This window comes from Gammaproteobacteria bacterium (assembly GCA_016705365.1).
Taxonomy (GTDB): domain Bacteria; phylum Pseudomonadota; class Gammaproteobacteria; order Pseudomonadales; family UBA5518; genus UBA5518.
Window position 1 is genome coordinate 329,360 of sequence record JADIYI010000002.1, and the last position, 25,177, is coordinate 354,536.

Genomic DNA, 25,177 nt, shown 5'->3' on the forward strand with positions numbered 1-25,177 from the left:
TGTGGTTGTGGCAGCATCCCCGCGAAATAACCCGAGATCATCATCATGCGCCGCACCCTGACCCGCTCCAACGCCCACTTCAGGAAGGCCTCCGCCCGCCTGCCGCTCGGCGTTTCCTCCAGTTTCCGCTACTGGGGAGACGAAGCAACCCTGTATATCGCGCGCGGCAAAGGTGCGCGGCTGTGGGACATCGACGACAACGAGTACATCGATTACCGGCTGGCCTACGGCCCGACGATCCTCGGTTACGCCAATGACGAGGTCGACGCGGCAGCACGTCGCGGAATCGATGTCGGCGGGGTTTTTGCGTTCGGTACCGAAATGGAGCTCGCGGTGGCCGAGCGCATCAGCCGCATGGTGCCTGCCGCCGAACGGGTGCGATTCTCCAATTCCGGTACCGAAGCGGTGATGGCGGCATTGCGAATCTCGCGCGCGCACACCGGCAAGGACGGCTTCATCATGGTCGAGGGCGGTTATCACGGCGTCTTCGATTCGGTGCTCTGGTACAGTGAAATCGAGGAAGGCTGGACCCCCCAGCTCGGACGCGAACCCAGGATGCTGCCATTCAGCAACGGGGTGCCGGAGTCGGCACGCCAGCACGTGCACCTGGTGCCGATGAACGACAGCAACCGCCTCGAGGACCTGCTGCGTCGCCATGGCGATCGCATCGGTACTTTTCTGATCGAGCCGATGATGGGTAACTGCTGCGCAATCACCGCAAGCCGTGAATTCCTGCGCGATGCGCGTCGCCTGTGCGACCAGTACGGCGTGGTGATGATCGTCGATGAAGTCAAAACCGGATTTCGTGTGGCCCGCGGCGGAGTGCAGGAGTTGCTGGGCTTTCGCGCCGATCTCTGCACCTTCGCCAAGGCCATGGGCAATGGCTACCCGATTGCAGCGGTCTGCGGCCGCGCCGAGTTGATGAACCATATCGGCAACGGCGTTGTTCACGGTGGCACCTAAACCGCGCACTCGGTCTCGCTGGCAGCGGCCGACAAGACCCTCGACATTCTCGAGAACACCAGCGCTCTCGACGATATCGCACGCTACGGAAGCCGCATGCAGCAGGGTTTCGCCCGCATTCTCGATGCGCGTGGAATTGCCCACAGCTTTGTCGGACACCCGGCAATGGGCGGAATGTTTTTCTCCTCCAGGCCACCCACCAGCTACCGCGACTGGGTGCGCAATGATTATTCCTTCTACGAAACGCTCGCCCCTGAGCTTCATGATCTCGGGATCATCGTGGAACCCGATGCCCGGGAGCCGTGGTTCGTCTCGGCCGCCCATGACGAGGGCTGTCTCGACGTCACGCTGGAACGATTCGCGCAGGCGGTGGATGCCACGCTCGACAGGATAGGGCCGGATGCCGCAGGCAGGATTCGCGAGGCAGGAGGAACGGCGAATTGAACCACTATGATGCGATCGTGATCGGCGCCGGTCACAACGGTCTGACCAGCGCCGCCTATCTTGCCAAATCGGGACTGCGCACCGTGGTGCTCGAGCGCAACCCGTATATCGGCGGCGCAACCGTGTCGCGCGAGTTGCACCAGGGCTGGAAATACTCCAATTGTTCCTACGTCTGCAGCCTGTTGCGACCCGAGATCACCCGCGACCTGGAGTTGCCACGCCACGGGCTGCAGGTAGTCCCCTACGGCGGTGGAGTGACCTTTTCGCGCAACGGCGAATATTTCGGCAACTACGCCGATCACGAGCGCCAGTATCGCGAGATGTGCCGGCACTCGATGCGCGATGCCAACGCCTACGAGCGTTACTCGGCCGACGTGATCCGCCAGACCCGCCTGATTCGGCCGTTCCTGCTGCGCACCCCCCCCGATCCGACTTCGTTCAAGCCGCGCGACCTGCGCGAACTGATGACTTTCGCGCGTGCCTTCACCGAACTCGGCGAGGAAGGGCTGGCCGATGCCCTGCGCTTCTGGACCAAGAGCATCGGCGATTTTCTGGATGAATATTTCGAAACCGATCTGCTCAAATGCCACCTCGCCGGCAGCGGCATCATCGGTACCGCGCTGGGTGTCTATTCACCGGGGACCGCCTATGTGCTCCTGCATCACTACATGGGCGATGTCGACGGCAACGTGGGTGCCTGGGGCTTTGCACGCGGCGGCATGGGCGCGGTATCGGCGGCGCTTGCAAAATCATTCCTCTCGTTCGGCGGAGAAATCCGCGCCGACGCCGCCGTCGCGCAGATCATCGTCAGGAGCGGCCAGATTCAGGGCGTGGCGCTCGAAAACGGTGACGAGATCCACGCACCGGTGGTGGTCTCGAGCCTCGATCCGCGCCGCACCTTCACCAAAATCATGGATCCGGCCGATTTGCCGCCGAAGCTGGTCACCGCCGCAAGGAATTTCAAGATCCGCGGCTCCTCGGGAAAACTGAATATCGCGCTCGACGGGCTGCCGCATTTCAACGGGCTCGACCAGCGCAGCCCGCTGATGCTCGGCGACATGCATTTCATCGATTCGCTGGAGCGGATGGAGCGCGCCTACGATGACTGGAAAGCCGGCACCTGGTCAGCCGACCCCTATGTCGACATGCTGATCCCCACCCAGGTCGACCCGACCATGGCGCCGCCGGGCAAGCACATGATGACGGTGTTCGTGCAGTATTGTCCGCCGACACTCGCCGGCGGTGACTGGACCGATGCCGATCGCGATGCCTTCGGCAAGACCGTGATCGATCAGATTGCCGAATACAGCCCCGATTTCAAGGATCTGATCCTGCACGCCGAGGTGCGCACACCGCGCGAACTCGAGGAAGAGGTGGGCCTCACCGAGGGCAATATCTTCATGGGGGAGCTGACCTTCGATCAACTGTTGTTCAACCGGCCGTTCCCCGGCTATGCACAATATCGCGGGCCGGTTCAGGGCATGTACCTGTGCGGCTCGGGCAGCCATCCGGGAGGAGGCGTGATGGCCGCGCCCGGCGCCAATTGCGCTCGCGAGATCCTGCTCGACCTCAAACGACCTGCACTGGTTCCCGGGAGTTACGCCGATGACTGATACCTTTGATGCGATCATCGTCGGAGCCGGCCACAACGGGTTGATCTGCGCCAATTATCTTGCCGCAAGCGGGCGGCGGGTGCTGGTCCTGGAGGCTTCGGAACACGTCGGCGGTGCCGCGCGCACCCGCGGTTTTGCGGATGGCTACTCGGTTTCCTCCGCTGCACACCTGCTCACGATGCTGCACAAGAGCATCATCGAGGAGTTGAAGCTGGCCAGTCACGGCCTGCGTTTTGCAGCGCGCGATCTGCACACGGTGGCGCTGAATGGCCGCGGCGAACAGCTGACACTGGCGGGGGGAAATTGCGAAGGCACCGGACTCAGCACCACGGACCGGACCGAATACGCGGATTTCCACCGCGAAATGCTGCGCTTTTCCGCGATACTTGCCGGCGCCTTCCAGCGCCGCGCTCCGCGCCTGGTCGACAACGATTTCAGCGATAAGCTCAGCCTGCTCAAACTCGGCTGGGATATCCGCCGGCTGGGACGCGACAGCATGCGTGAACTGATGCGGGTCGGCCTGATGAACATCCACGATCTCGCCACGGATCGTTTCGAAAGCGAACTGCTGCGCGCCGCGATTGCGATGGACGGCGTTCTCGGCACCGCGATGGGACCGCGTTCACCCAACACGGTCATGAGCTATCTCTATCGCCGGGTCGGCGATGTGTTTGGCTACAACGGCGCGGCCCTGCCGGCGGGCGGCATGGGCGCGGTAGGTGCCGCGCTGGCAGCCGAGGCGAAAGCACGTGGCGTCAGCATCAATTGCGGCGCCCGGGTGGTACGCGTAGAGACCGACGCCGGACGCGCCAGCGGAGTGGTGCTCGAGAGCGGCGAATGCCTGAAGGCAAGGATCGTGGTTTCCAACGCCGATCCGCGCACCACCATGAAAACGCTCGTTGGTTACCCGCAACTCGATACCGGATTCGTACGGCGCATCGAGGGCATCCGCATGCGCGGAGTCACCGCCAAGCTGCACCTGGCGCTTGACGGGCTACCGGAGTTCACCGGGCTCGACACCGCGCAACTCGGCCAGCGACTGCTGTTCGCGCCCGATCTCGGTTATATGGAACGGGCATTCAATCCGGCGAAGTACCGCCAGCATTCCGCGGAACCGGTTATCGAGTTTTGCGTCCCGACCCTGCACGATCCCTCATTGGCTCCCGCCGGCAAGCATGTGCTCTCGGCAATCGTGCAATATGCTCCCTATACCCTTGAGGGTGGCTGGGGCAACTCGCGCGAGGGGTTCATCGAGCTGGTATTGAACAAGCTGGCCATGTGCGCGCCACGCATTCGCGAGCAGATCGTGGCGCGCGAACTGCTGACACCGGTGGACCTCGAGCGCGAGTTCGGCATGGAGGGCGGGCACTGGCATCACGGCGAGATCGCGGTCGACCAGTTGCTGATGCTGCGTCCGGTGCCACTCGCGGCGCAATATGCCATGCCGATCGACGGTCTTTATCTGTGCGGTGCCGGCGCGCATCCCGGTGGCGGAGTGATGGGGCTCGCCGGGCGCAACGCGGCACGCGAGATCATTCGCCTGGGAAACGCAGCATGAACCATTCGCACAACACCCCGGAAAAGATCCGCCACGCTGCGCCGATGATGCTGCGCACCGCGTTCCACGATCGTGTGCAGGCACTGAACCAAAGCAATTCCTGGTATGACTGGAAAGGCTACACCTCACCCTCGAGCTACGAGGTGGTGGAGTTCGAATATTTCGCGATACGCAACGCCACCGCGGTATTCGACCTCTGCCCCATGACCAAGTACCGTATCGAGGGTCCGGATTCCGAAGCCTATCTGAACCGCCTGATGACCCGGGACATCAGCAAGCTGAAAGTCGGGCGTGTCGGCTACAGCGTGTGGTGCGATGACCAGGGGCAGGTCCAGGACGACGGCACGGTGTTCCATCTGGCCGACACCGTCTATCGACTGTGTTCGCAGGAACGCTGTCTCGACTGGCTCTGTTGGGCGGCACTCGGTTTCGATGTGCGGATCACCGATGAAACCGCCGCTATCGCCGCGCTCGCGGTGCAGGGCCCCACTTCCTGCGCCACCCTGCGCGCGATGGGCTTTGACGGCATCGAAATGCTGAAGCCGTTCGGGATGCGCAATTTTCCGTTTGCCAACGGTGAAGTCATGATCTCGCGCACCGGTTTTACCGGCGACCTGGGATACGAGGTGTGGACCACGCCCGATCTCGCGTTGCCGCTGTGGGATGCGTTGTTCGAAGCAGGCCGTGACCACCTGATCCGCGCGGTCGGCTCGGAAGCGCTGAATATTGCGCGCATCGAAGCCGGCTTCATCCAGGCGGGCGTCGACTTCGTGCCTGCCGAACAGACGATCCGCCCCGGCCGCGCCCGCTCGCCATTCGAACTCGGGCTCGGCTGGCTGGTCGACTTCGACAAGCCACACTTCACCGGTCGCAAGGCCTTGCTCGCGGAACAGAAGAACGGCTCGCGCTATCGCTTCGTGAAGCTCGACGTGGAAGGCAACAAGCCCGCCGAACATTCGTTCATATTCAATGCGCGCAAACAGGTGGTGGGAACCGTCACCTCGGCGGCCTGGTGCCCGAGCGCGAAAACCAATATCGCATTCGCCTCGCTGGAAATGCCCTGGGGATTGCCCGAGCACCGGCTCAGCGCCGAGATCTACTACAACCGCGAGCTGAAATGGACCAGGCTGATGGCGACGTGCCGCGTGATCACCGATCCGGTATTCGATCCCGAGCGCCGGCGCATGACCCCGGCGCCCTCCTGCTGAGCGAGCACCCGGCCATGGAGCATCGTCTGCGCGCGCTGATCCGGCCTGCTTCCATCGCGGTCTATGGCGCCAGCACCCGGCCGGCCTCGGTGGGCAACGAGGTTCTGCGCAACCTGCGCCGGGGCCAATACCCCGGTCGCATCCACGCGGTCAATCCGCGCTACGACAGGGTGCTGGATGTGCCCTGCCACGCCACGCTCGACGAACTGCCCGCGCGCGCGGAACTGGTGATCTTCGCGGTTGCCGACACCCGCATCGAAGCCGCGCTCGAGGAGGCCATCCGGCACGGAGCGCGAGCTGCAATGATCTACTCCACGCTGCTGCTCGAGGACGACACCACACCGGTGCTCAGCGAGCGTATCCGCGCGCGCGCCCTGGAGGCCGGACTGTTGCTGGCCGGCGGCAACGGCATGGGCTTTTACAACTTCAGCGATGGTGTGTGGGCCTGCGGCTTCGACACCCGCGACCACCACCGCGATGGCAACGTGGTGCTGCTCAGCCAGTCCGGCTCGGGCATGTCCGCGATACTCGATTGCGAGGAGCGCATCGCCTTCAGTTTCGCCGCCTCCACCGGGCAGGAACTGGTGGTCAGCATCGAGGACTACCTGGATTATGTGCTGGATCAGCCGGCCACCCGCGTGGTCGGCCTGTTTCTCGAAACCACGCGCAAGCCGGCGCAGTTCATCGCCTGTCTCGAAAAAGCCAATGCGCGCGGCATTCCGCTGGTCATTCTCAAGGTTGGCCGCACCGAGTTCAGCGCCCGGATGGCGCTGTCCCATTCCGGGGCGCTGACCGGTGCGGATGCCGCGTACCAGGCAGTATTCGATCGTTACGGGGTGCAACGCGTCAACGACATGGACGAACTGGCCACTGCACTGATCATGTTTGCACAACCTCATACACCAGGTGAAGGTGGCATCGTGACCCTGCACGATTCGGGCGGAGAGCGGCAACTGCTGATCGATCTTGCCCACGGCGCTGGCGTTGCCCTGACCGAACTCGGTGCCACCGCGACGCGCGATCTCGAGGAGGTTCTCGATCCGGGCCTGCCACCGGTGAATCCGCTCGATGCGTGGAGCACCGGCGGCGCGGATTTCAATATCCGGATGCAGCGTTGCTTCGCCACGCTGCTGGCGGACCCCGGCGCCGCGCTCGGCGCGGTGGTACACGCACGCGGGCCGCTGAGCCGTATCTATCCTGCCTACGCGGATTATCTGCGCGCCGGCCATGCCGCTTCGGGCAAACCGGCATTCCTGGTCGCAGCGCGCCAAGGTTCCGGCAGCGACCCGCTCGCGCTGCAACTCACCCGCGAGGGATTTCCGGTGCTCGACGGTGTCGCGGGCTTCCTCGCCGGTGCGCGCTGCATGCTCGGTCATCGCGATCATCGGAAGCGCCAGCGGAGCGCGATCCCGCCGCTGGATGCGGCAAGCCTGCAGCGCTGGCGTCAGCGCCTGGACGATCCGACGCCGGTCACCGAGGCGCAAGCCTGTGTATTGCTTGCGGCCATCGGCATCCCGATGCCCGAGGTCTGTGCGGTGGACAGCGAGGCGAGCCTGCTCGCGTGCGCCGCGGAAATGGATTTTCCGCTGGTATTGAAGACGGCTGCGCCCGGGATCCATCACAAGAGCGATGTCGGGGGCGTGGTGCTCGGCATCCGCGACCGGGCCGCGCTGCGCGCAGCCTACGCCCGCATCAGCGAACGTCTCGGACCGCGCGTGCTGCTGGTACAGATGATCGAGGACGAGGGCGTGGAAATGATTCTCGGCATCACGCGCGATGCGCAGTTTGGCCCCCTGGTGGTGCTGGGCTTTGGCGGTGTACACGCGGAACTCCTGGAGGATGTGACGGTACTGTTGCCGCCCTTCGACGAGGCCGATGCGCTGCGCGCGCTCGGCAGGCTGCGCATGCGTGCGCTGCTCGATGGCCTGCGGGGTGCGCCCGCGGTCGACGTCGCGGCGTTCTGCCGTGTCGCCTCGCGGCTCTCGGTGCTGGCCGATGCCTGTCGCGAGCACATCGGCGAGGTCGATATCAATCCGCTGCTGGTTTTGCCCAGCGGCTGCATCGGGCTCGATGCGCTCATCGTGCCGGCGCTCGAGAGCATGCGTGACGCGACCAGGAGCCAGCAGCATGGATGAATCCGCTCGCGAATCGACTGTTCGCTACCAGCGCGATGGCGCGGTCGCCCGCATCACGCTGGACCGACCGGACAAACTGAACGCGATCGATGCCCACATGATCACCGGACTGCATGCGGCGCTCGATCGTGCCGAACACGACCCCGCGGTGCGCGTGGTGCTGCTCGCCGGCAACGGGAGGGCCTTTTCGGCCGGTTTCGATCTCGATGCCGGCGCCGGAGACCTCGCCTACTGGCGCGCGGAACTGCGGCGCGATCTCGACATCATCATGCGCTTCTGGGACTCCCCCAAGCCGACCATCGCCGCGGTGCACGGCTACTGCCTCGGCAGCGCGATGGAAATGGCGGTGGCCTGCGATATCACGCTGGCGGCCGATGACGCGCGCTTCGGCGCTCCGGAAGTCAAATACGGCAGCGGTATCGTATGCCTGATCCTGCCGTGGCTGATCGGGCCGAAATTCGCGAAGGAAATGCTGCTCAGCGGCGATGACCACATCGAGCCGGCGCGGGCGCTGGCAATGGGGCTGGTGAACCGCGTGGTCGAGCGCGGGCAGCTCGACACCCAAAGCCTCGCGCTGGCGCGTTCGATCGCCGCCAACGACACCCGGGCGGTGCGCCTGACCAAGCGCGCGATCAACCGCAGCATCGATATCATGGGCCTGCGCACCGCGTTGGACCAGGCGCTGGAAATCGATGCCGAGATCGAATCCAGCACAACACCCGAGTCGCAACGCTTCAACGAGATCCTGCAGGTCGAGGGCCTGAGAGCCGCCCTTGCCTGGCGCCAATCGAGCACGGAGAACCTTGAATGAGCAATACGGTCGCGCCTGTGGAACTGGATGAATTCCTGCAGCGTCATCCCGGGACGCGGATGATCGAGACGCTCAATGTCGATGCCCATGGCATCCTGCGCGGCAAGCGCATCGCCCGCGATGAATTTCGCACCCTCTACGACAAGGGCCTCAAGGTCTGCCGCGCCAGCACCCTGCTCGACGTGAAAGGCAGCACCGTGGCCGAACTCGGACTGGGTTCACGCGATGGAGACCCCGATTGCATTGCACTGCCCGTGCCGGGCTCGCTGGCGCCGGTGCCCTGGCTGCCCTCGTGTCCGGCACAGGTGCTGATGAGTCTCGACGAACTCGACGGCACGCCCTGTGCCAGCGATCCGCGCCATATCGTGCGCAACGTGGTCGCGCGACTCGCGGAACTCGGCTACCACGCGGTGGTGGCCACCGAGCTCGAGTTCTACCTGGTCGAGGAGGATGCCGCGGGAACCCTCCAGCCGCGCCTGTCACGAGTCGGCAATACCAGCCGTCGTCAGGACGGCGTGCAATACGCGATGCTCGAGGACCTGTGGGAACTGGACGATTTTCTCGCCGACGTGTACGCGGCCTGCGAGGCGCAAGGCCTGCCGGCCGGTGCCACGCTGTCGGAATTCGCATCCGGTCAGTACGAGATCAACCTGCACCACGTCGATGACCCGGTTCTGGCCTGCGATCACGCGGTGCTGCTCAAACGCCTGATCAAGGGAGTCGCCGCGCGCCACGGGCTGACCGCGACGTTCATGGCCAAGCCTTTCGCCGAACACGCCGGCAGCGGTCTGCATATCCATACGAGTCTGTACGATGGCAACCGCAACAATGTGTTTGCGGACCCTTCCGGTGCGGCCGCGCCGGCGCATGCCCCGTTGCTGCGCCATGCCATTGGCGGCCTCGCCGCCACCATGGCCGAGGGCATGGCGGTGTTTGCGCCCAACGCGAACTCGTATCGCCGCATCGTCCCCGGTGCCTTCGTGCCGCTGACCCCGAACTGGGGTTACAACCACCGCGCGGTTTCGCTGCGGATCCCGATCTGCGACCCGCCCAACATGCGGGTGGAGCACCGCTCGGCCGGTGCCGATGCCAACCCCTACCTGGTCGTGGCCTGCGTGCTGGCCGGCATCCATCACGGCATCGTGAACGCCTGCGATCCGGGACCGATGATCGAATCCGGTACCTTCGTCGAGGACCCGCCGATCACCGTGCCTTATCGCTGGGACGCCGCGCTCGATCGATTCACCGGCGCATCGGTCCTGCGCTCTTATCTCGGCGAGCGCTATTGCCGGCATTACGAGATCAATCGGCGCAGCGAATGCGACCGTTTTCATGCCGAGATCAGCGACCGGGATTTCAGCTGGTACCTGCGAACCGTCTGAGCCGCTCTGACGCTCTCTCCTGCATTGCCGCGGCCTCGTTCAGCCGAGGTTCAGCGAGTATTTGTGAAATTGCGTCTCGCGTACATAACCCAGCGATTCGTACAGCGCCTGTCCGATGGTGTTGTCCACGGCAGTTTCCAGATCGATGCGCAGCGCACCGCTCTCCACGGCATGGGCGCGGGCACGCTCCATCAGCATCCGTCCGACACCCGCGCCGCGCGCCGCGCGATCGACGAACAGATCGTACAGCACCCAATAGCGCGCCATCGCGACCGAGCACAGGGCCGGATACATCTGCGTGAAGCCTATCGCACGCCCGCTTTCGTCTTCGGCAAGAAATATCACCGAATCCTCGGCCGCGAAGCGCTGGTCGAGGTAGACACCGGCACCGCGCCGGTTCGCCGGCTGCTGGTAGAACTGCCGATACAGGTCGAACAAGCGCGCCACCTCGGACAGATCATCGGTGGACGCGCGGCGAATGGCCGGTTTGCGGACGCCTGCGCCCGGGTGCTGCGGATCGGCGCCTTCGCCCTCCGGCATCTGGTAAGCCCAGGGAAACACACTGGCGAGGAAGGCCAGGCACTGGTTGCTGGCGCGTTCGCGCTCGAAGTCGGCGCCGATGAACAGCACGTCCTGCCAGAACTCGTCGATCAGGCCGCAAATCGCGTGCGCGATGGCGCTGGCGCTGATCGCCGGGCGAGGGTTCGCCAGCGCGATGACTTCGCGGCACAAGCCATGGATCTCGGTGAAATAGCGCTGATCCCGATGCCCGCAGATTTCCTGGTAGTCGGCGCGCGCATGCCCCTCCGACATGAACGCATACCACACCGCGACCTTGCGCGGCTCCGTGATCTCGGGTGCCAGCGAGGCGAGCACCACGGCGCGCAGACGCTCTGCCGGCGACGATCCGGCGCGATCGAGCGCCGAATAGACCGTGTGATCGAATTCCTCCGCGACGCTTTTCAGCGTCTCCAGCAACAGGGCTTCCTTGCTGTTGAAATAAAAATTGACTATCCCCGCGGTGAGTCCCGCATGCCCGGCGATCCGCGACAGCGTGAGGTTCGAAAAGCCCTGGCGGGCGATCGAGGTCATGGTCGCATCGATCAGCAGCCGCTTTCGTTCCTGCTGCAGTGCCTGTGAATTTTCTTTTGGTGTGATCGCCATTGCCACCTCGTGCAGGCCGGTGCCTGGATATTGCTGATTCAATGCTCATTCAATATACTATACAAACATATAATCGTCGCCTGACACTCCTTAAGACAGGGAACCGTGCCATGAGTCTCGATTCCGCCTCATTGCTCGATCATGAGCAATGGCGCCTGCTCGCAGAACGCAGCATCGCCAACACCGACACCCGCCTGTTCATCGGCGGGGATTACTGCAACAGCCATTCCGGGCTGCGCTTCCAGTCGGTAAATCCGGCCAGCGGCGAGATTCTCGCCGACGTGCACGCGGGAAGCCAGGAGGATATCGAGCGCGCGGTGCGCGCCGCACGCAGCGCGTTCCGGGGCGGTACATGGTCAAAAAGCGCGCCGCGCGCGCGCATGGCGATCATGCAGCGCTGGGCCGACCTGATCGACGCCAATGCCGATCGCCTGTGCGTTCTCGAAACACTCGACATGGGCAAACCCATCGGCGACGTGGTGACAGGCGATCTGCCGAGCGTGATCAATTTCATCCGTTTCTGCGCCGAATGCATCGACAAGATCGATGGCAGGGTCACCAGCACGGAAGCGGATGCGCTGCATTTCGTGGCGCGCGAGCCCTACGGGGTGGTGGCGGCAATTTCGCCGTGGAACTACCCGCTGCTGATGGCAACCTGGAAGATCGCGCCGGCGCTGGCGGCCGGTAACTCGGTGGTACTCAAACCCGCAGAACAGGCCCCGCTCAGCTGCCTGCTGCTGGCGCAGCTGTTTGTCGAAGCCGGTGGCCCGGCGGGCGTTCTGAACGTGGTGAACGGCATCGGCGAAATTGCCGGCAAGGCGCTCGCGTTGCATGCGGACGTCGACAAGATCAGCTTCACCGGCTCGACCGCGGTCGGCAAACTGATGCTGGTCTACGCCGGCCAGTCGAACATGAAGAAGGTGGCCCTTGAATGCGGCGGCAAATCGCCGCAGATATTTCTTGCCGACCTGCCCGACATCGACCGTGCGGTGGAGGCCGCCTGCCGCGGCATCTATTCGAACCAGGGCGAGGTATGCAATGCCGGTTCGCGGCTGCTGGTGGCACGCAGCATCCACGAGGAGTTCGTGCAGCGTTTCATCACCCGCGCGCCCGGGCTGTTCCAGCCGGGCGACCCGCTCGATCCCGCCACCACCATGGGACCGCTGGTGGATCGCGAGGCGCAGCGGCGGGTGCTCGAATACATCGCAAGCGGCAGCAGCGAGGGTGCACGCCTGATGCTGGGCGGCGACACCCCCTCCGCGCTCGGCGAGGGCGCATTCGTCAACCCCACGCTGTTCACCGACGTGCACAGCAATATGCGCATTGCGCGCGAGGAAATCTTCGGTCCGGTTGCGAGCGTGATCGCCTTCGATGACATCGACGAGGCGCTCGGCATCGCCAACGACACGATCTACGGCCTGGCCGCGAGCATCTGGACCCGCGATCTGGGCACTGCCCACCGCTTCATCCGCGAAATCCAGGCGGGCGTGGTGTGGGTCAACACCTTCGACGACGGTGACATGACGCAACCCTTCGGCGGTTACAAGCAGTCGGGCAACGCCAAGGACAATTGCATGGACAGCGTGCGTTCATACACACAGGAAAAGTCGGCCTGGATCCGCTTCTGATCGGCCGCTGACGGGAGGAAAAACCGATGTACAGCATTGCCACCGACGTCGAGGACAGCGTCACGCGGATGCGCGCGATGGCCAGGGCCCAGCAACAGAAGCCCGGCTACTCCATCGACCGGTATTTCTATCGTTCACACGTGACCTATCGCCATGAGCTCGAGTCGATGGTCTTCCGCAGCTGGTTGTATGCGGGGCACGAGAGCCAGATTCCGAACCCGGGTGATTTCTTCCAGTACGAGGTCGGCGAGGACGCGTTCATCATCAGCCGCGACGCGGACGGCAAAGTGCATGCACTCGTCAACAGCTGCCGTCATCGCGGCGCGCGCGTCTGCGCCGATCCCGAAGGCAACCGCAAGACCTTTGTCTGCCCCTACCACGGCTGGACCTACGATTGCGGCGGCGGCTTGCGCAGCGCACGCCACATGGACCGCCTGCCCGCTTTCAAGGCCGAGCAGTTCGGCCTGCGGGAAGTCCGCGTGGTGCTGCGCCACGGAATGATCTTCATGAACTGCGATCCGCAGGCTTTCGATTTCAATCATTCGCTCGACGGTGTCGAGCATGCGCTCGCCGCCTACGATCTGGGCAGCGCGCGCGTGGCCCATCGCCAGGTCTACAAGGTCGACGCCAACTGGAAGTTCGCACTGGAGAACTACGTCGAGTGCTATCACTGCGCGACCTCGCACCGCAGCTATGCCCGCATGCATACGATCAAGGAGCTCGGCATCAACATTGCGCACCTGCGCGCTGCGCTGTACGAGCGCTCGGAGCAGCAAACCGGCGTCCGCGATCTCACCCGCGACTTCGAACAGATCTATGCTGCCGCCCCCGGCTTCGGCGCCTGCGCCTATTGCAGCCGCTACGCGCTGTACGAGGGTTTCGTGACCGGCAGCCGCGACGGCAAACCGGTCGCGCCGCTGATGGGTGCCTTCAAGGGCTACGACGGCGGCGCCGGCGATTTCCAGTTCGGGCCGCTGTGTTTCATGCTGAATTATCCGGACCATTGCGTGCTGTACCGGTTCACACCACGCTCGCTCACCGCGACCGACATGGAAATCGTGTGGTTCGTGAACGGCAATGCCGTGGAGGGACGCGATTACCGGAAGGAGGAGTTGATCTGGCTATGGCACAACACCACGCTCGAGGACGAGTTCATCATCAAGCGCAACAGCGAGGGCGCCAACTCCCGCTTCTACGAACCCGGCCCGTATCACCCGGAATTCGAGCAAATCAGCATCAAGTTCATCAGCTGGTACCTCGCTGCGCTGCAGCAACAGGAAGGCGGCTCCACGCACAATCCCTCGCTGCGAAGCGCCTCCTGACCGCGCTTCAGGCAGGGTGCGCGGTCTCGATACTGCGCCGACGCGCCACCACGCTGTAGATCACGGGCACCACGAACAGGGTGAACAACGTTCCGACCAGCATGCCGAAGGTGATCACGATGCCGATCGAGATGCGTGCCTGGGCACCGGCGCCGCTGGCGATCAGCAAGGGCATCACCCCGAACACCATTGCCGCGGTGGTCATCAGGATCGGCCGCAGACGTACCGTCGCGGCTTCGAGTACAGCCTCGCTCGCACAGAGCCCTTCGCGCTCCTGGAGCCGCTTGGCAAAATCCACGATCAGGATGCCATGCTTGCTGATCAGGCCGATCAGCGTCAGCAGTCCGACCTGGGTGTAGATATTCATGGTTGCCATACCGAGCGCGAGCGGCACCAGCGCTCCGCAGACCGATAACGGCACGCTCACCAGTACCGTGAGCGGATCGCTGAAACTCTCGAACTGCGCGGCCAGCACCAGGTAAATGAGCACAAAGGAAAACAGGAACGTATAGATCAGCACACTGCCCTCGGCGATGAACTGCCGCGACTGCCCGACATAGTCGGCACTGAAGCCATCGGGCAGCAGGGCGCGCGCCTGCTCATTGAACCAGGAAATCCCCTGCCCCAGCGAAACGCCGGGGCTCATCATCGCGCCGATGGTCGCGGAATTGAGCTGCTGGAACTCGGTCAGCCGGTTGGGACGGTTCTCGCGCGAACGGGTGACCACCGCCGAGAGTGGCACCAGCTCGCCCGTGCCGGTGCGCAGATAATAGGTATCGAGGCGCTCGGGCGAAAGCCGGTACTCCTGCTCGAGTTGCAGGATGACTTCATAGCTGCGGCTGTCGAGGCTGAACCGGGAGGTCTCATTGCCACCGAGAAAGGTCGCCAGCATGGCGCCGATCTGCTGCACATTCATGCCGAGTCGAGCGGCCTTGTCGCGATCGATATCGAGGCGCACTTCGGGCTTGTCGAAGCGCAGCTCCGATTCCACGTACACGAACAGGCCGCTGGCGCGTGCCTTGGCCTCGATCTCTTTGGCAACCTGATATACCAGTGCGTAGGAGCCGGTCGAGGAAACCACGAACTTCAGCGGCAAATCCGCGGAAGCACCGGGAATCGATGGAAAGTTGAACGTATTGACCCGCATCCCGGTGATATGACCCAGTTCGTCCATCAGGGACTGCTGCACATCCATCGCACTGCGCTCGCGCTCGGACCACGGATCCAGCATCAGCATCCCGAAAAACGTGTTCTGCCCCATCGCACCACTCACCAGGAAATGCCGGACATGTTCCGGCACTGCTTCGAGCACCTGCTCGACCTGGGCCACGAACATCAGGGTATATTCGACCGTGGTATTGAGTGGGCCCTGGCCCATGATATACACCTCGCCGGTATCCTCGGTCGGCGCCAGTTCCTGGGGTATTGCACGGAACAGAAAGAAAATGCTGACCAGGACGGTTGCCGCAAAAACAAATACCACCCGGCGGTTATCGAGGGTGTGCCGCAGCAGTTTGCCGTAGCGGCGCTTCAGGCTCTCGAAATTGCGGTCCACAAATCCCGCGAAGCCCTGCCCGGCGGGTTCCGGTCGCAGCAGGCGCGAACACATCATCGGCGACAGCGTAAGCGCAACCAAACCCGACACCACCACCGCACCGGCCAGCGTGAACGCGAACTCGACAAACAGTTTCCCGGTGAGTCCGCCGAGAAATCCGATCGGTGCGTACACCGCCGCGAGCGTCAGGGTCATTGCGATTACCGGAAAGGCGATCTCGCGCGCGCCCTGGTATGACGCCTCGAGCGGCGTCGACCCCTCCTCGATATGACGCTGGATGTTCTCCACCACCACGATCGCATCATCGACCACCAGGCCGATGGCAATCACCATGGCCAGCATGGTCAGCAGGTTCACCGAGAAGCCCAGCCACAGCATCACCGAGAGTACGCCGATCAGCGACAGCGGAATCGTGATCACCGGAATGATCACCGAGCGCAGCGAGCCGAGAAACAGGAAGATGATCACGATGACGATCAGACTCGCCTCGACCAGGGTCTTGACGACTTCGTTGATCGACTGGCGGATGGTGCTGGTGGCATCGAAGACAATCGATCCGTTCATGCCATCGGGCAATTGCGCGATGATCCGCGGAAGGATCGCCTTGACACGTTCACCGACTTCCAGTGGATTGGCACTGATCGCCGCACCGAGCGCGATGAACACCGCGCCGGTACCGTTGTCGCTGACGTGCCAGTCATAGTTCTGTGCGCCGAGCTCCACCCGTGCCACATCACCGAGGCGCACGATCGAACCGGCGTCGCGGCGCACCACGAGTTGGCGAAAGCCTTCGGCGTCGCGGATACTGGTCTGCGGATTGAGATAGAACTGCAGGTATTCGCCGCGCACGGTGCCGGCCGCGCTCTGCACATTGTTGCGGGTAACCGCGACGGTGACATCCTCGGCGGTGAGATCAAAGGCTGCGAGGCGCGCGGGATCGAGCCAGATGCGCATCGCAAAATCTCGCCGCCCGTGGATCTCTACACTGCCAACCCCTTTCACCGTACTCAAAACGGGCTGCACCACACGATCGATATAATCGGTGATCTGCTGGCGTGACAGCTCCGTGCTCGTGAAACTGAGATAGAACAACGTGCTGCTGAACATCCCGGCTTCTTTCTGCACGATCGGATCTTCGGCATCGCGCGGCAGCTGCTTGCGTTCCTGCTGCACCTTCGCGCTGATGTCGGCGAACGCGGCATCAACGCTATAACCGGCTTGCAGGTGTGCGGAAATATTAGATATCCCGTCCTCGCTGTGCGATTCGAGATAATCGATACCCTCGGCGGTGGCGAGTGCGCGCTGGAGGGGCCGCGTGATAAAGCCCTGCATCAACTCGGCGTTGGCTCCCGGGTAGACCGTAATCACGTTGATCACCGGGTAGGTTATCTCCGGATACTGGCGCAGGCTGAGGCTGCCATAAGCCCGCAGCCCGAGAAACACCAGCAGCAGACTGAGCACGGTGGCCAGCACCGGCCGGCGGATGAAGATATCGGTAATGTTCATCGACCGAGATCGATCGTGTTGTTGATGGCTACCGCGGCACCGGCATCGAGTTTCAGCGCGCCGGCAACCACCACCTGATCCCCCACGGCGATGCCATCGAGCACCGCGATACGTCCATCGCGCCGGTCACCGACATCGACGTAACGACGCTCGACGAACAGCTCTGCCGCGCCGGCCGGGTTTTGCCGCTCCTTGATCACGAATATCGAATCGCCGTACAGGTTGTAGCTGATCGCGGTTTCGGGGACCGTGACCACCACCACGTTGGCATCGATGACCACCTCGACGCTTACGAACATTCCAGGCAGCAGCGCCAGCTCGGTATTGGGAATACGCGCGCGCACCAGCACGTTGCGGGTGCTTCCATTGATCTTGGCATCGATTGCCGCGATCGATCCATCGAATCGCTGATCCGGGTAGGCCTGCACGCTGCAACGCACGACCTGCCCCACGGACAGCAACGGCAGCTGTTGCTCGGGCAGTGAAAAATCGACTTCCAGCGTATCGAGCGCCTGCAGCGTGACCACCGCCTGCCCTTCGTTCAGATATTGTCCGGGCTCCACCAGGGGAATGCCGATGCGCCCGGCAAAGGGCGCCCGCAGATGCTTGCGCGCGATGATCGCCTGGGTCTTCTCGACCTGCGCGCTGATATCCTTCAGCAGCGACTCGGTCTTGTCGAAATCGGTACGCGATATCGCCTTGCTGCCGAGCAGACGCTGATCGCGTTCGAAATTGATCTCCGCGAGACGCCGCTGTGCATTGAGGCTTTTAAGAGTGGCCACTTCGACCTGATCCTCGAGGCTGACCAGTTCCGCTCCGCTCTGCAGCTCCTCGCCCGCGCTGAAATGGATCCTGCTGACCACCCCCGACGTCTCGGTGGAAACATCGATTCCCTGCACCGCTTTCAGCGTTCCCACTGCGGTAATGCCGCGCTCCCAGGTCTGCTGCCGCGCGGCCTGCGCGGAAACGCTGACCGGCGGTGGCTTGAAATCCGCCAGGTAGCGCTCGATCATCAGCTGGCGTCCCTCGATAAAGCCAAAAATCGCACCGAACACCACCACCAGTGCGATGATCATCAGGACCATGGGTTTCTTCATCAAGGCTTTTCCGCGCAGGATAAAAAGGGCCAACTGACTGATTTTGGCCGAAAAACGGGATTCTAGATGGCGTCGCGCCACCCTGTCATGCGCAAAATTTCCCTGTTACGCGACGGTAATATCAAGCGCGGTTGCGCAGCAACGCCAGCACATCCTCGTGGTGCGTCCTGGTCTTGACCTTGTCCATCACGTGGAGCAGCCGTCCGTCCTTGCCGATTATGAACGTCGTGCGCAGGATACCGTCGAAGGTACGCCCCATGAATTTCTTCGGCCCCCATGCACCGTATTTCCCGCAGACTGCGTGATCGGGGTCCGACAACAGGTCGAAATCCAGCTGGTCGCGCTCGCGAAATCGCAGCAGCTTCGCCGGAAGGTCCTTGCTCACTCCGAGCACCACCGCATCGAGCTTTGCGAGCTGGGCGGCGCTGTCACGCAAACCGCAGGCCTGGGTGGTACAGCCGGGTGTCATGGCAGCGGGATAGAAATACAGCACCACGGTCTTCCTGTCCCTGAAATCCTTCAGGCTGATGATCCGCCCGTCCTGGTTGGGCAGGCTGAACAGCGGTGCGAGATTGCCGATTTTCGGAAATGCCATAGCGTGTCTCCTGACGTATATGGACCATTCGTTCGTGGATCCCGCGGCTCAGGGCTCATCCAAGTCCACGGAATCATCATCCGCATCTTCGTCCAGTTGCGCAATCGCAAGGATCTGCGCGGGTAATTGTTTGCGGGTCCTGGCGCCGAGTTTCTCGAGCTTTACGACCCGGCTCACCAGGTTACCGCGACCCCGTGCCAGGCGATCGAGAGTCTGCTCGAATGCACCCTGGGTACGTGCCAGGTGCCGCCCCAGATCATCGAGCGACTCCAGCACCCGCGCGAACTGATCATGCAACGCACCCGCCCCGCGTGCGATTTCCTCGGCGTTGCGACTTTGCCGCTCATAGCGCCAGATGCTCTGCACCGTGCGCAGCGTCGCGAGCAGCGTGGTCGGACTGACCATGATGATATTGCGGTCGTAGGCACGGCGGAACAAGGCCGGCTCCTGCTCGAGCGCGGTGATGAACGCCGCCTCGATCGGCACGAACACCAGCACGAAATCGAGCGTGCGCAGGCCCTCGAGGTCCTGGTAGTCCTTGACGCTGAGTGTCTCGATGTGATTTCGCAATGCGCCCACATGCGCCCTGAGCGCCGCGCTGCGCAGGTCCTCGTCGGTTGCCGAGCAGTAGCGCTCGTAATCGCGCAGCGACACCTTGGCATCGATCACCACGTCGCGGCCCTCCGGCAGGCGCACGATCACGTCCGGTATGCGCCGCTGACCCTCGGCATCGCGGATTGTCACCTGGGTATCGTACTCGCGGCCCTTGTGCAGCCCCGACTCCTCGAGCACCCGCTCGAGGATCACCTCGCCCCAACCTCCCTGCATCTTGCTGTCGCCTTTCAGGGCGCGGGTGAGGTTCAGCGCCTCGTCACTCATCTGACGGTTCAGCTCCTTCAGCGCGCCGATCTCGTGCAGCAGTTTGACCCGCCCCTCGCTATCCCCGGTGTAGACCTCGTCGACGCGACGGCGGAACTCCGCGAGCTGTTCGCGCAGCGGCGTCAGCGTCAGATCGAGCGTGGTCTTGCTCTCGCGTGCGAAGCGGTCTGTCTTTTCCTGGAAAATGCGGTTGGCCAGCGCAGTGAACTCGACCGAAAGCTGCGCCCGCGCCTGCTCGAGCAAGTGCATCTTCTCGGCCGCGGCACGCTGCTGTTCCTGCTGGCGCGCGCGCAGCGCGGCGTGTTCATTCTGTTCGCGGGCAAGGCTCTGCTGCAATTGATCGATTCGCGCCTCGCGACGCCGCAGTTCACCCTCGAGCCGCTCGATGCGTGCGGCATCCAGTTCCTGGCGCATGTGGCAAGCCACAGACTCCGCGGTCGCCACTTGCTGCATCACCTCGAATTCCCGGCGGCGCGCCCGCGCGGCACTGCGCCGCGCAAGCATGCCCAGCATCAGCGCCAGCACACCTGCAAACAGCGCACCGACAATCGCGGCCGGCAGCAAATCAGTGAATCGGGCCAAATCGGGCACAACGGTCAACCTGGGCAAGGCGGCGCCCGAAGTATAGAAGATCGCTGCGCGGCAATGGCTCCCTTCAGCCCTTGCGGCGCCAGTCCTGCGGACGCAGGACCGCGCTGTGAACGGGGAATGCGCCGCGGCGCCGATCCTCGAAAAAACGTTCGAGCGTCACGTTGATGACCGGAAACGCGAGCTCGTCCCACGGAATTTCATGCTCGGCGAACAATTCCACCGCGGAGCTCTCGGGCCCGGCGGAATATTCCGGTGCGCTGAGCTCGGCCCGGTAGAACATGTACACCTGGCTGATGTGCGGCAGATCGAAAATCGTGTACAGGCTCTCTCCCCGCACCCGCGCACGAGCCTCCTCCCAGGTCTCGCGCAGCGCCCCCTCGAGGGTCGACTCGCAGTTCTCCATGAACCCCGCCGGCAGCGTCCAGTAGCCGAGGCGCGGCGCAATGGAGCGCCGGCACAGCAGTACCCGCTCCTCCCAGACCGGCAGACAGCCGACCACGATACGCGGATTCTGGTAGTGAACGATCGCGCAGTGATCGCAAACCAGCCGCTCGCGGTCATCGTTTGCGGGCACGCGCCGCGCAAGCTCCCGACCACAGCTGCTGCAGAATTTCATGTGCTATTTGATTTCCCGGTATCCGCCTTCGTAGTAAAGCAGCGCGCGTCCGCCGGGCTTCGCCTGGAGCTCCAGCACCCGGCCGATCAGGATGATGTGATCGCCCCCGTCATGCCGGGCCTCGATATCGCACTCGAACGCGGCCAGACAGCCATGCAGCACCGGTAACCCGGTGGCACCCTCGAAATACTGATCGCCATGGAGCGCATGCTCGCCCTTGCGGGAAAAGCGCCCCGACATCGCCCGCTGATCGCTCGACAACACATTGGCGCAATAGCGCTTCGCCGCCCGGAACGCATCCATCGTATCGGAAGTTTTCTGCAGGCTCCACAGCACCAGCGGCGGCGTCAGTGACAGCGAGGCAAAGGAATTTACGGTGAGGCCGAACGGCACGTGCCCCTCCGGGTTCGCGGTGATGACACACACTCCAGTGGCGAAACGCCCCAGCGCCTGCCGAAACTGCAGATCGTCAAAGCTCATGAATTCTCTCGTGCTGACATCAATTCTTCGCCCAGCGCGCCGCGGCCTCACCGTCGCAGGCGCGATGCTCGACCCAGTGCTCACCCCTGGCGCCGATCTCCTTCTTCCAGAACGGCGCCCGCGTTTTAAGGTAATCCATGATGAAACTGCAGGCCGCAAAGGCATCCGCACGGTGCGCGCTGGTAACACCGACCAGCACGATCTGTGCAGCTGGCTCGAGGCGTCCCACGCGATGAATCACCCGCACCCGTGCAATCGTCCAGCGCGTGCGGGCCTCGGCGATGATATCCGCGATGCTCGACTCGCTCATCCCCGGATAATGCTCGAGCTCGAGCGCCTGCAACGAGCCCGCTGCGCCGGTATCGCGTACCAGACCGCTGAACAGCACGCAGGCGCCAACGCCCTCCGCACCCGCGAGCAACGCGCGGTACTCTTCTTCGAGGCTGAAATCCGCCTGCCGGATCTCCACTTCCGCGCGTGTTGCCATCTCCACCTCAGCCCCCCGTGACCGGCGGGTAGAAAGCGACTTCATCCCCGTCACACAATGCCTGGTCCGGGTGCGCCACGACCCGGTTCACCGCTATTATCGTGTTGTCGGCCAGCAGCCAGCGGGCACAGCCCGGCAGCGGACCCTGGTCGAGAGACTGCACCAGGGCTGCAACGCTGACTCCCTCGCCGGCAAAGGACTGGCGCAACTGCGCAGTGCCGATGTGTTCGCGGATACTGGCAAAAAATCGCAGTTGCAGTTCCACCTCAGTCTCCTGCCCGCCAATGCCCGGAGCGCCCGCCACGCTTTTCCACCAGTCGCACGCCCTCGATCACCATCGCACGATCGACCGCCTTGCACATATCGTATACCGTGAGAGCCGCCACCGAGACGGCGGTCAATGCCTCCATCTCCACCCCGGTTCGCCCGTGCAGCCGGCAATGGGCCACGATCCGAACCGTCGATTGCGCTGCGAGCGCCTCGAGGTGCATCTCGACCGCATCGAGCCCCAGCGGATGGCATAGTGGTATGAGATCCGCACAGCGTTTGGCTGCCTGGATGCCCGCGATACGGGCCACCGCAAACACATCGCCCTTGTGGTGGCCGCCGCTCAGGATCAACGCCAGCGTTGCCGGACGCATCCGTACCAGCGCCTCCGCGACCGCCTCGCGCTCGCTCACCGGCTTGCTGCCAACGTCGACCATGCGCGCTTCGCCCGCCTCATTCAAATGAGTCAATTCCGCCGCCATTCTCGCTCCTGTTGATGATCTGTCGATGACGCGCGAGCGGTCCGTCCGGGGAGGCTGGCCGTCAATGCCCCGGCACACTACCATAGCCTTGCGGACCAGGGGAGATGACAACCATGCGCGCGATCGTGCTGCTGCTGGGTATGGTATTGCTGGGTGGCTGTGGCTCGCCGCGCGAGCGCATCACCGGTTGCGCGGCGCTCGGTGAGCTCGCGCCGGTATGCGGCTTTTCACGCCCCGAGGACATGGAACTGCTCGGGGATTCGCGCACCTTGCTGATCAGCGAGATGGGTTCACCGCAAACCAACAGTCCCGGCTCCCTGGTATTGTTCGACACCCGCAGCGAAACCATCACCCGCCTGCCCCAGTTTACCGAGCCCAGTGATGAATACTGGGGGCAACCCAGCTGTACCACGCCACCCGGGACGGCGTTCTCGCCCCATGGCATCCATCTCTCGCGGCGCGCGGACGGCCGCTGGCAGGTGCTGGCGGTCAACCATGGCGGACGCGAGAGCGTCGAGTATTTCGAATTGTCCGATGACTCGGCCGGCCATCATCTCGAGTGGCGCGGTTGCGTACTGCCACCGCCCGATTCGTACCTGAACGATGTGGTCGCATTGCCCGAGGGCGGCTTCCTCGCCACCCACATGTTCCCCAAAAGCGGACCGACGTTGCGCTCGATCAACCTGCATATGCTGAAAGGCATGCTCGGCTTTGCAACTGGCCACGTCGTGCACTGCGATAACGGCGGCTGCAACGCGGTTGCGGGCACCGAGACCGCATTTCCGAACGGCATCCAGCTGGCGCGCGACGGTCGCACCATGTACGTGGACGGCTACCTGGCAGGCGAGGTGCGCAAGATTTCCTATCCGGACGGGCGCTTGCTGGGCATCGCCAAGGTCGATGCCCCGGACAACATCCAGTGGGACGCCGACGGGCGCCTGCTGGTTGCTTCCCACATCGGTGGTTACAGCGAGTCGCGGGGCTGCTACCTGGTGACCGAGGGCGCCTGCCCGGCAGCATTCGCGATTGTCGAAATCGATCCGCAGAGCATGCAGTCCCGCACCGTTTTCCGCCACGCCGGCGCCCCGATGGGAGCCGCCACGGTGGCCCAGCAGGCAGGAGATGCACTGTACCTCGGTTCCTACGCCGGCGATCGCATCCTGCGGGTACCACTGACGGCTATATCGGCGCGCCCTCGAACTCCATGATCGGATCGTCATCGAGGCGATGCTTGCCGGGCCGCGCCCTGCTCGGCAGCGTGGCGTCGATCGAGCGATAACGATAGAGCCCGTCCTCACCCAGCTCGCGCACCAGCAGTTTGCGTTCGAGCAACAGGTTCAGATGCGCGATGCATTCGCCGAGCGCCAGCCCAATCTGCTCGGAGTCGAGCTTGCGGCGAAACATCACCGGCAGCAACTCCATGGTCGTGCGCGGTTCGACGCAGGCCTCCTCCAGCGCCAGCAGATGATCCTCGTGGTGTTCGATCAGTGCTTCGAGACGCCGATGCAGACCACGGAACGGCGTGTTGTGCGCCGGAAGCACCAGCAGGTCATCAGGCAGCCCGCGGAAGCGTTGCAGCGACTCGAGCCATTGGCGCAGCGGATTTGCCTCCGGTTCCACCGCCATCACGCTCACGTTCGACGTGATGATCGGAATCACCTGGTCTCCCGAGAGCATCAGCTTGCGTTCACGGTTGAGCAGGCACAGATGCTCCGGCGAATGGCCGTGGCCCATCACCGCCTCCCATCCCGATCCCCCGATATGCAGCACATCGCCCTGCGCCACGCGCCGGAACGTGCGCGGCAACGGTTCGACAAGCTTGAGGAACCCGCCCGTATGTTTCGCAAACGCATCGAGAAACTCGCGCGACACACCGGCGCGGGCATAGAAATCCAGCGCTTCCCACACCGGCCCGTCCTTGCCCGCGCTGGCAAACACACGTCCGGTGTAATACTCGCCGTAACTCATCCACAACGGCGCCTTCCAGCGTTCGTTGAGCCAACCCGCCTGCCCGATATGATCGGGATGGCAATGGGTACAGATCAGTCCGATCACCGGCTTGCCGCCGAGGGCGCCGGCGAATACCTGCTCCCAGAGCGCGCGGGTGCGCTCGCCCCGCAAACCGGTATCGACGATCCACCAGCCGCGATCGTCCTCCAGCAGGTACAGGTTGATGTGATCGAGCTTCATGGGCAACGGCATGCGTACCCACAACACGCCTTCCTGGATCCGCACCACGCCACCGGGCGCGGGAAGCTCCGTGAAGGGATACTGCAATTCGTTTTTCAAGCAAGGTTCCTTGTGCGGGACGGCGAGCGAGCATTATTCGACGCGCTGGCGACGATGGCAAATGAACGATCGGCAAACCGCGCCACTGCCGCTTCCGGTATCATC

At 63.5% G+C, this 25,177-nt stretch carries 22 protein-coding genes; 11 read left to right on the forward strand and 11 right to left on the reverse strand.

The genetic code is table 11. The annotated features are described in order from the left end of the window. Positions 1 to 45: 45 nt before the first annotated feature. The 8 genes from IPF49_01670 to IPF49_01705 all read left to right on the forward strand — a co-directional run bounded on the left by IPF49_01670 (position 46) and on the right by IPF49_01705 (position 10,114). The gene (locus tag IPF49_01670; GenBank protein ID MBK6286354.1) at positions 46 to 963 is read left to right on the forward strand and encodes an aminotransferase class III-fold pyridoxal phosphate-dependent enzyme; all 918 of its coding nucleotides are present in this window, start codon (positions 46 to 48) and stop codon (positions 961 to 963) included. Between the two features lie 96 nt (positions 964 to 1,059). Then, positions 1,060 to 1,407, forward strand: a complete 348-nt coding sequence (locus IPF49_01675) for a hypothetical protein (GenBank protein MBK6286355.1) — start codon at positions 1,060 to 1,062, stop codon at positions 1,405 to 1,407. Then, on the forward strand, positions 1,404 to 3,020 hold the full coding sequence (locus IPF49_01680; GenBank protein MBK6286356.1) for an NAD(P)/FAD-dependent oxidoreductase: 1,617 nt from the start codon (positions 1,404 to 1,406) through the stop codon (positions 3,018 to 3,020). The genes IPF49_01675 and IPF49_01680 overlap by 4 nt, the downstream gene beginning before the upstream one ends. After that, on the forward strand, positions 3,013 to 4,578 hold the full coding sequence (locus tag IPF49_01685; protein MBK6286357.1) for an NAD(P)/FAD-dependent oxidoreductase: 1,566 nt from the start codon (positions 3,013 to 3,015) through the stop codon (positions 4,576 to 4,578). The genes IPF49_01680 and IPF49_01685 overlap by 8 nt, the downstream gene beginning before the upstream one ends. 44 nt (positions 4,579 to 4,622) lie before the next feature. Continuing rightward, positions 4,623 to 5,786, forward strand: coding sequence for an aminomethyl transferase family protein (locus IPF49_01690; protein MBK6286358.1), 1,164 nt, complete (start codon positions 4,623 to 4,625; stop codon positions 5,784 to 5,786). A 14-nt stretch (positions 5,787 to 5,800) separates the two neighbouring features. Continuing rightward, complete coding sequence (locus tag IPF49_01695) at positions 5,801 to 7,921, forward strand: acetate--CoA ligase family protein (GenBank protein ID MBK6286359.1); 2,121 nt, start codon at positions 5,801 to 5,803, stop codon at positions 7,919 to 7,921. Continuing rightward, positions 7,914 to 8,732, forward strand: a complete 819-nt coding sequence (locus IPF49_01700) for an enoyl-CoA hydratase/isomerase family protein (GenBank protein MBK6286360.1) — start codon at positions 7,914 to 7,916, stop codon at positions 8,730 to 8,732. Before IPF49_01695 ends, IPF49_01700 begins: the two co-directional genes overlap by 8 nt. Further along, on the forward strand, positions 8,729 to 10,114 hold the full coding sequence (locus IPF49_01705) for a glutamine synthetase (protein MBK6286361.1): 1,386 nt from the start codon (positions 8,729 to 8,731) through the stop codon (positions 10,112 to 10,114). The genes IPF49_01700 and IPF49_01705 overlap by 4 nt, the downstream gene beginning before the upstream one ends. A gap of 39 nt (positions 10,115 to 10,153) precedes the next feature. Here IPF49_01705 and IPF49_01710 read toward each other — a convergent pair whose 3' ends face one another. Next, complete coding sequence (locus IPF49_01710) at positions 10,154 to 11,206, reverse strand: GNAT family N-acetyltransferase (GenBank protein ID MBK6286362.1); 1,053 nt, start codon at positions 11,204 to 11,206, stop codon at positions 10,154 to 10,156. A 182-nt stretch (positions 11,207 to 11,388) separates the two neighbouring features. On the opposite strand from IPF49_01710, the gene IPF49_01715 reads away from it, so the two are divergent. Continuing rightward, positions 11,389 to 12,906 carry an aldehyde dehydrogenase gene (locus tag IPF49_01715; GenBank protein ID MBK6286363.1) on the forward strand — a complete coding sequence of 506 codons (1,518 nt, stop codon included), beginning with the start codon at positions 11,389 to 11,391 and terminating at the stop codon, positions 12,904 to 12,906. Positions 12,907 to 12,932: 26 nt separating this feature from the next. Then, entirely contained in the window at positions 12,933 to 14,228 is a 1,296-nt protein-coding gene (locus IPF49_01720; GenBank protein MBK6286364.1) for an aromatic ring-hydroxylating dioxygenase subunit alpha, read from the forward strand. Between the two features lie 7 nt (positions 14,229 to 14,235). Here the strand turns inward: IPF49_01720 and IPF49_01725 are convergent, their stop codons facing one another. The 9 genes from IPF49_01725 to moaC form a co-directional block, all read right to left on the reverse strand. Next, the gene (locus IPF49_01725) at positions 14,236 to 17,289 is read right to left on the reverse strand and encodes an efflux RND transporter permease subunit (protein MBK6286365.1); all 3,054 of its coding nucleotides are present in this window, start codon (positions 17,287 to 17,289) and stop codon (positions 14,236 to 14,238) included. Next, complete coding sequence (locus IPF49_01730) at positions 17,286 to 18,386, reverse strand: efflux RND transporter periplasmic adaptor subunit (protein ID MBK6286366.1); 1,101 nt, start codon at positions 18,384 to 18,386, stop codon at positions 17,286 to 17,288. The genes IPF49_01725 and IPF49_01730 overlap by 4 nt, the downstream gene beginning before the upstream one ends. Positions 18,387 to 18,507: 121 nt before the next feature. After that, positions 18,508 to 18,981, reverse strand: coding sequence for a thioredoxin-dependent thiol peroxidase (gene bcp / locus IPF49_01735; GenBank protein MBK6286367.1), 474 nt, complete (start codon positions 18,979 to 18,981; stop codon positions 18,508 to 18,510). A gap of 48 nt (positions 18,982 to 19,029) precedes the next feature. Next, positions 19,030 to 20,451, reverse strand: a complete 1,422-nt coding sequence (rmuC, locus tag IPF49_01740; GenBank protein MBK6286368.1) for a DNA recombination protein RmuC — start codon at positions 20,449 to 20,451, stop codon at positions 19,030 to 19,032. Positions 20,452 to 20,515: 64 nt separating this feature from the next. Continuing rightward, on the reverse strand, positions 20,516 to 21,067 hold the full coding sequence (locus IPF49_01745) for an NUDIX hydrolase (protein ID MBK6286369.1): 552 nt from the start codon (positions 21,065 to 21,067) through the stop codon (positions 20,516 to 20,518). 3 nt (positions 21,068 to 21,070) lie between these two features. Beyond that, positions 21,071 to 21,547, reverse strand: coding sequence for a flavin reductase family protein (locus IPF49_01750; protein ID MBK6286370.1), 477 nt, complete (start codon positions 21,545 to 21,547; stop codon positions 21,071 to 21,073). A 19-nt stretch (positions 21,548 to 21,566) separates the two neighbouring features. Continuing rightward, on the reverse strand, positions 21,567 to 22,034 hold the full coding sequence (gene moaE / locus IPF49_01755; protein MBK6286371.1) for a molybdopterin synthase catalytic subunit MoaE: 468 nt from the start codon (positions 22,032 to 22,034) through the stop codon (positions 21,567 to 21,569). A gap of 7 nt (positions 22,035 to 22,041) precedes the next feature. Then, positions 22,042 to 22,293: a MoaD/ThiS family protein gene (locus IPF49_01760; protein ID MBK6286372.1), complete on the reverse strand. Its 252-nt coding sequence runs from the start codon at positions 22,291 to 22,293 to the stop codon at positions 22,042 to 22,044. Positions 22,294 to 22,300: 7 nt separating this feature from the next. After that, on the reverse strand, positions 22,301 to 22,783 hold the full coding sequence (moaC, locus tag IPF49_01765) for a cyclic pyranopterin monophosphate synthase MoaC (GenBank protein ID MBK6286373.1): 483 nt from the start codon (positions 22,781 to 22,783) through the stop codon (positions 22,301 to 22,303). 104 nt (positions 22,784 to 22,887) lie between these two features. Between moaC and IPF49_01770 the strand changes: the two genes are divergently transcribed. Next, positions 22,888 to 23,991 (forward strand): SMP-30/gluconolactonase/LRE family protein, encoded by a 1,104-nt coding sequence (locus IPF49_01770; GenBank protein MBK6286374.1) that lies wholly within the window; start codon positions 22,888 to 22,890, stop codon positions 23,989 to 23,991. Here IPF49_01770 and IPF49_01775 read toward each other — a convergent pair. Continuing rightward, positions 23,963 to 25,072 (reverse strand): MBL fold metallo-hydrolase, encoded by a 1,110-nt coding sequence (locus tag IPF49_01775; GenBank protein MBK6286375.1) that lies wholly within the window; start codon positions 25,070 to 25,072, stop codon positions 23,963 to 23,965. The two genes, IPF49_01770 and IPF49_01775, sit on opposite strands and share 29 nt — an antisense overlap. Positions 25,073 to 25,177 lie beyond the last annotated feature (105 nt).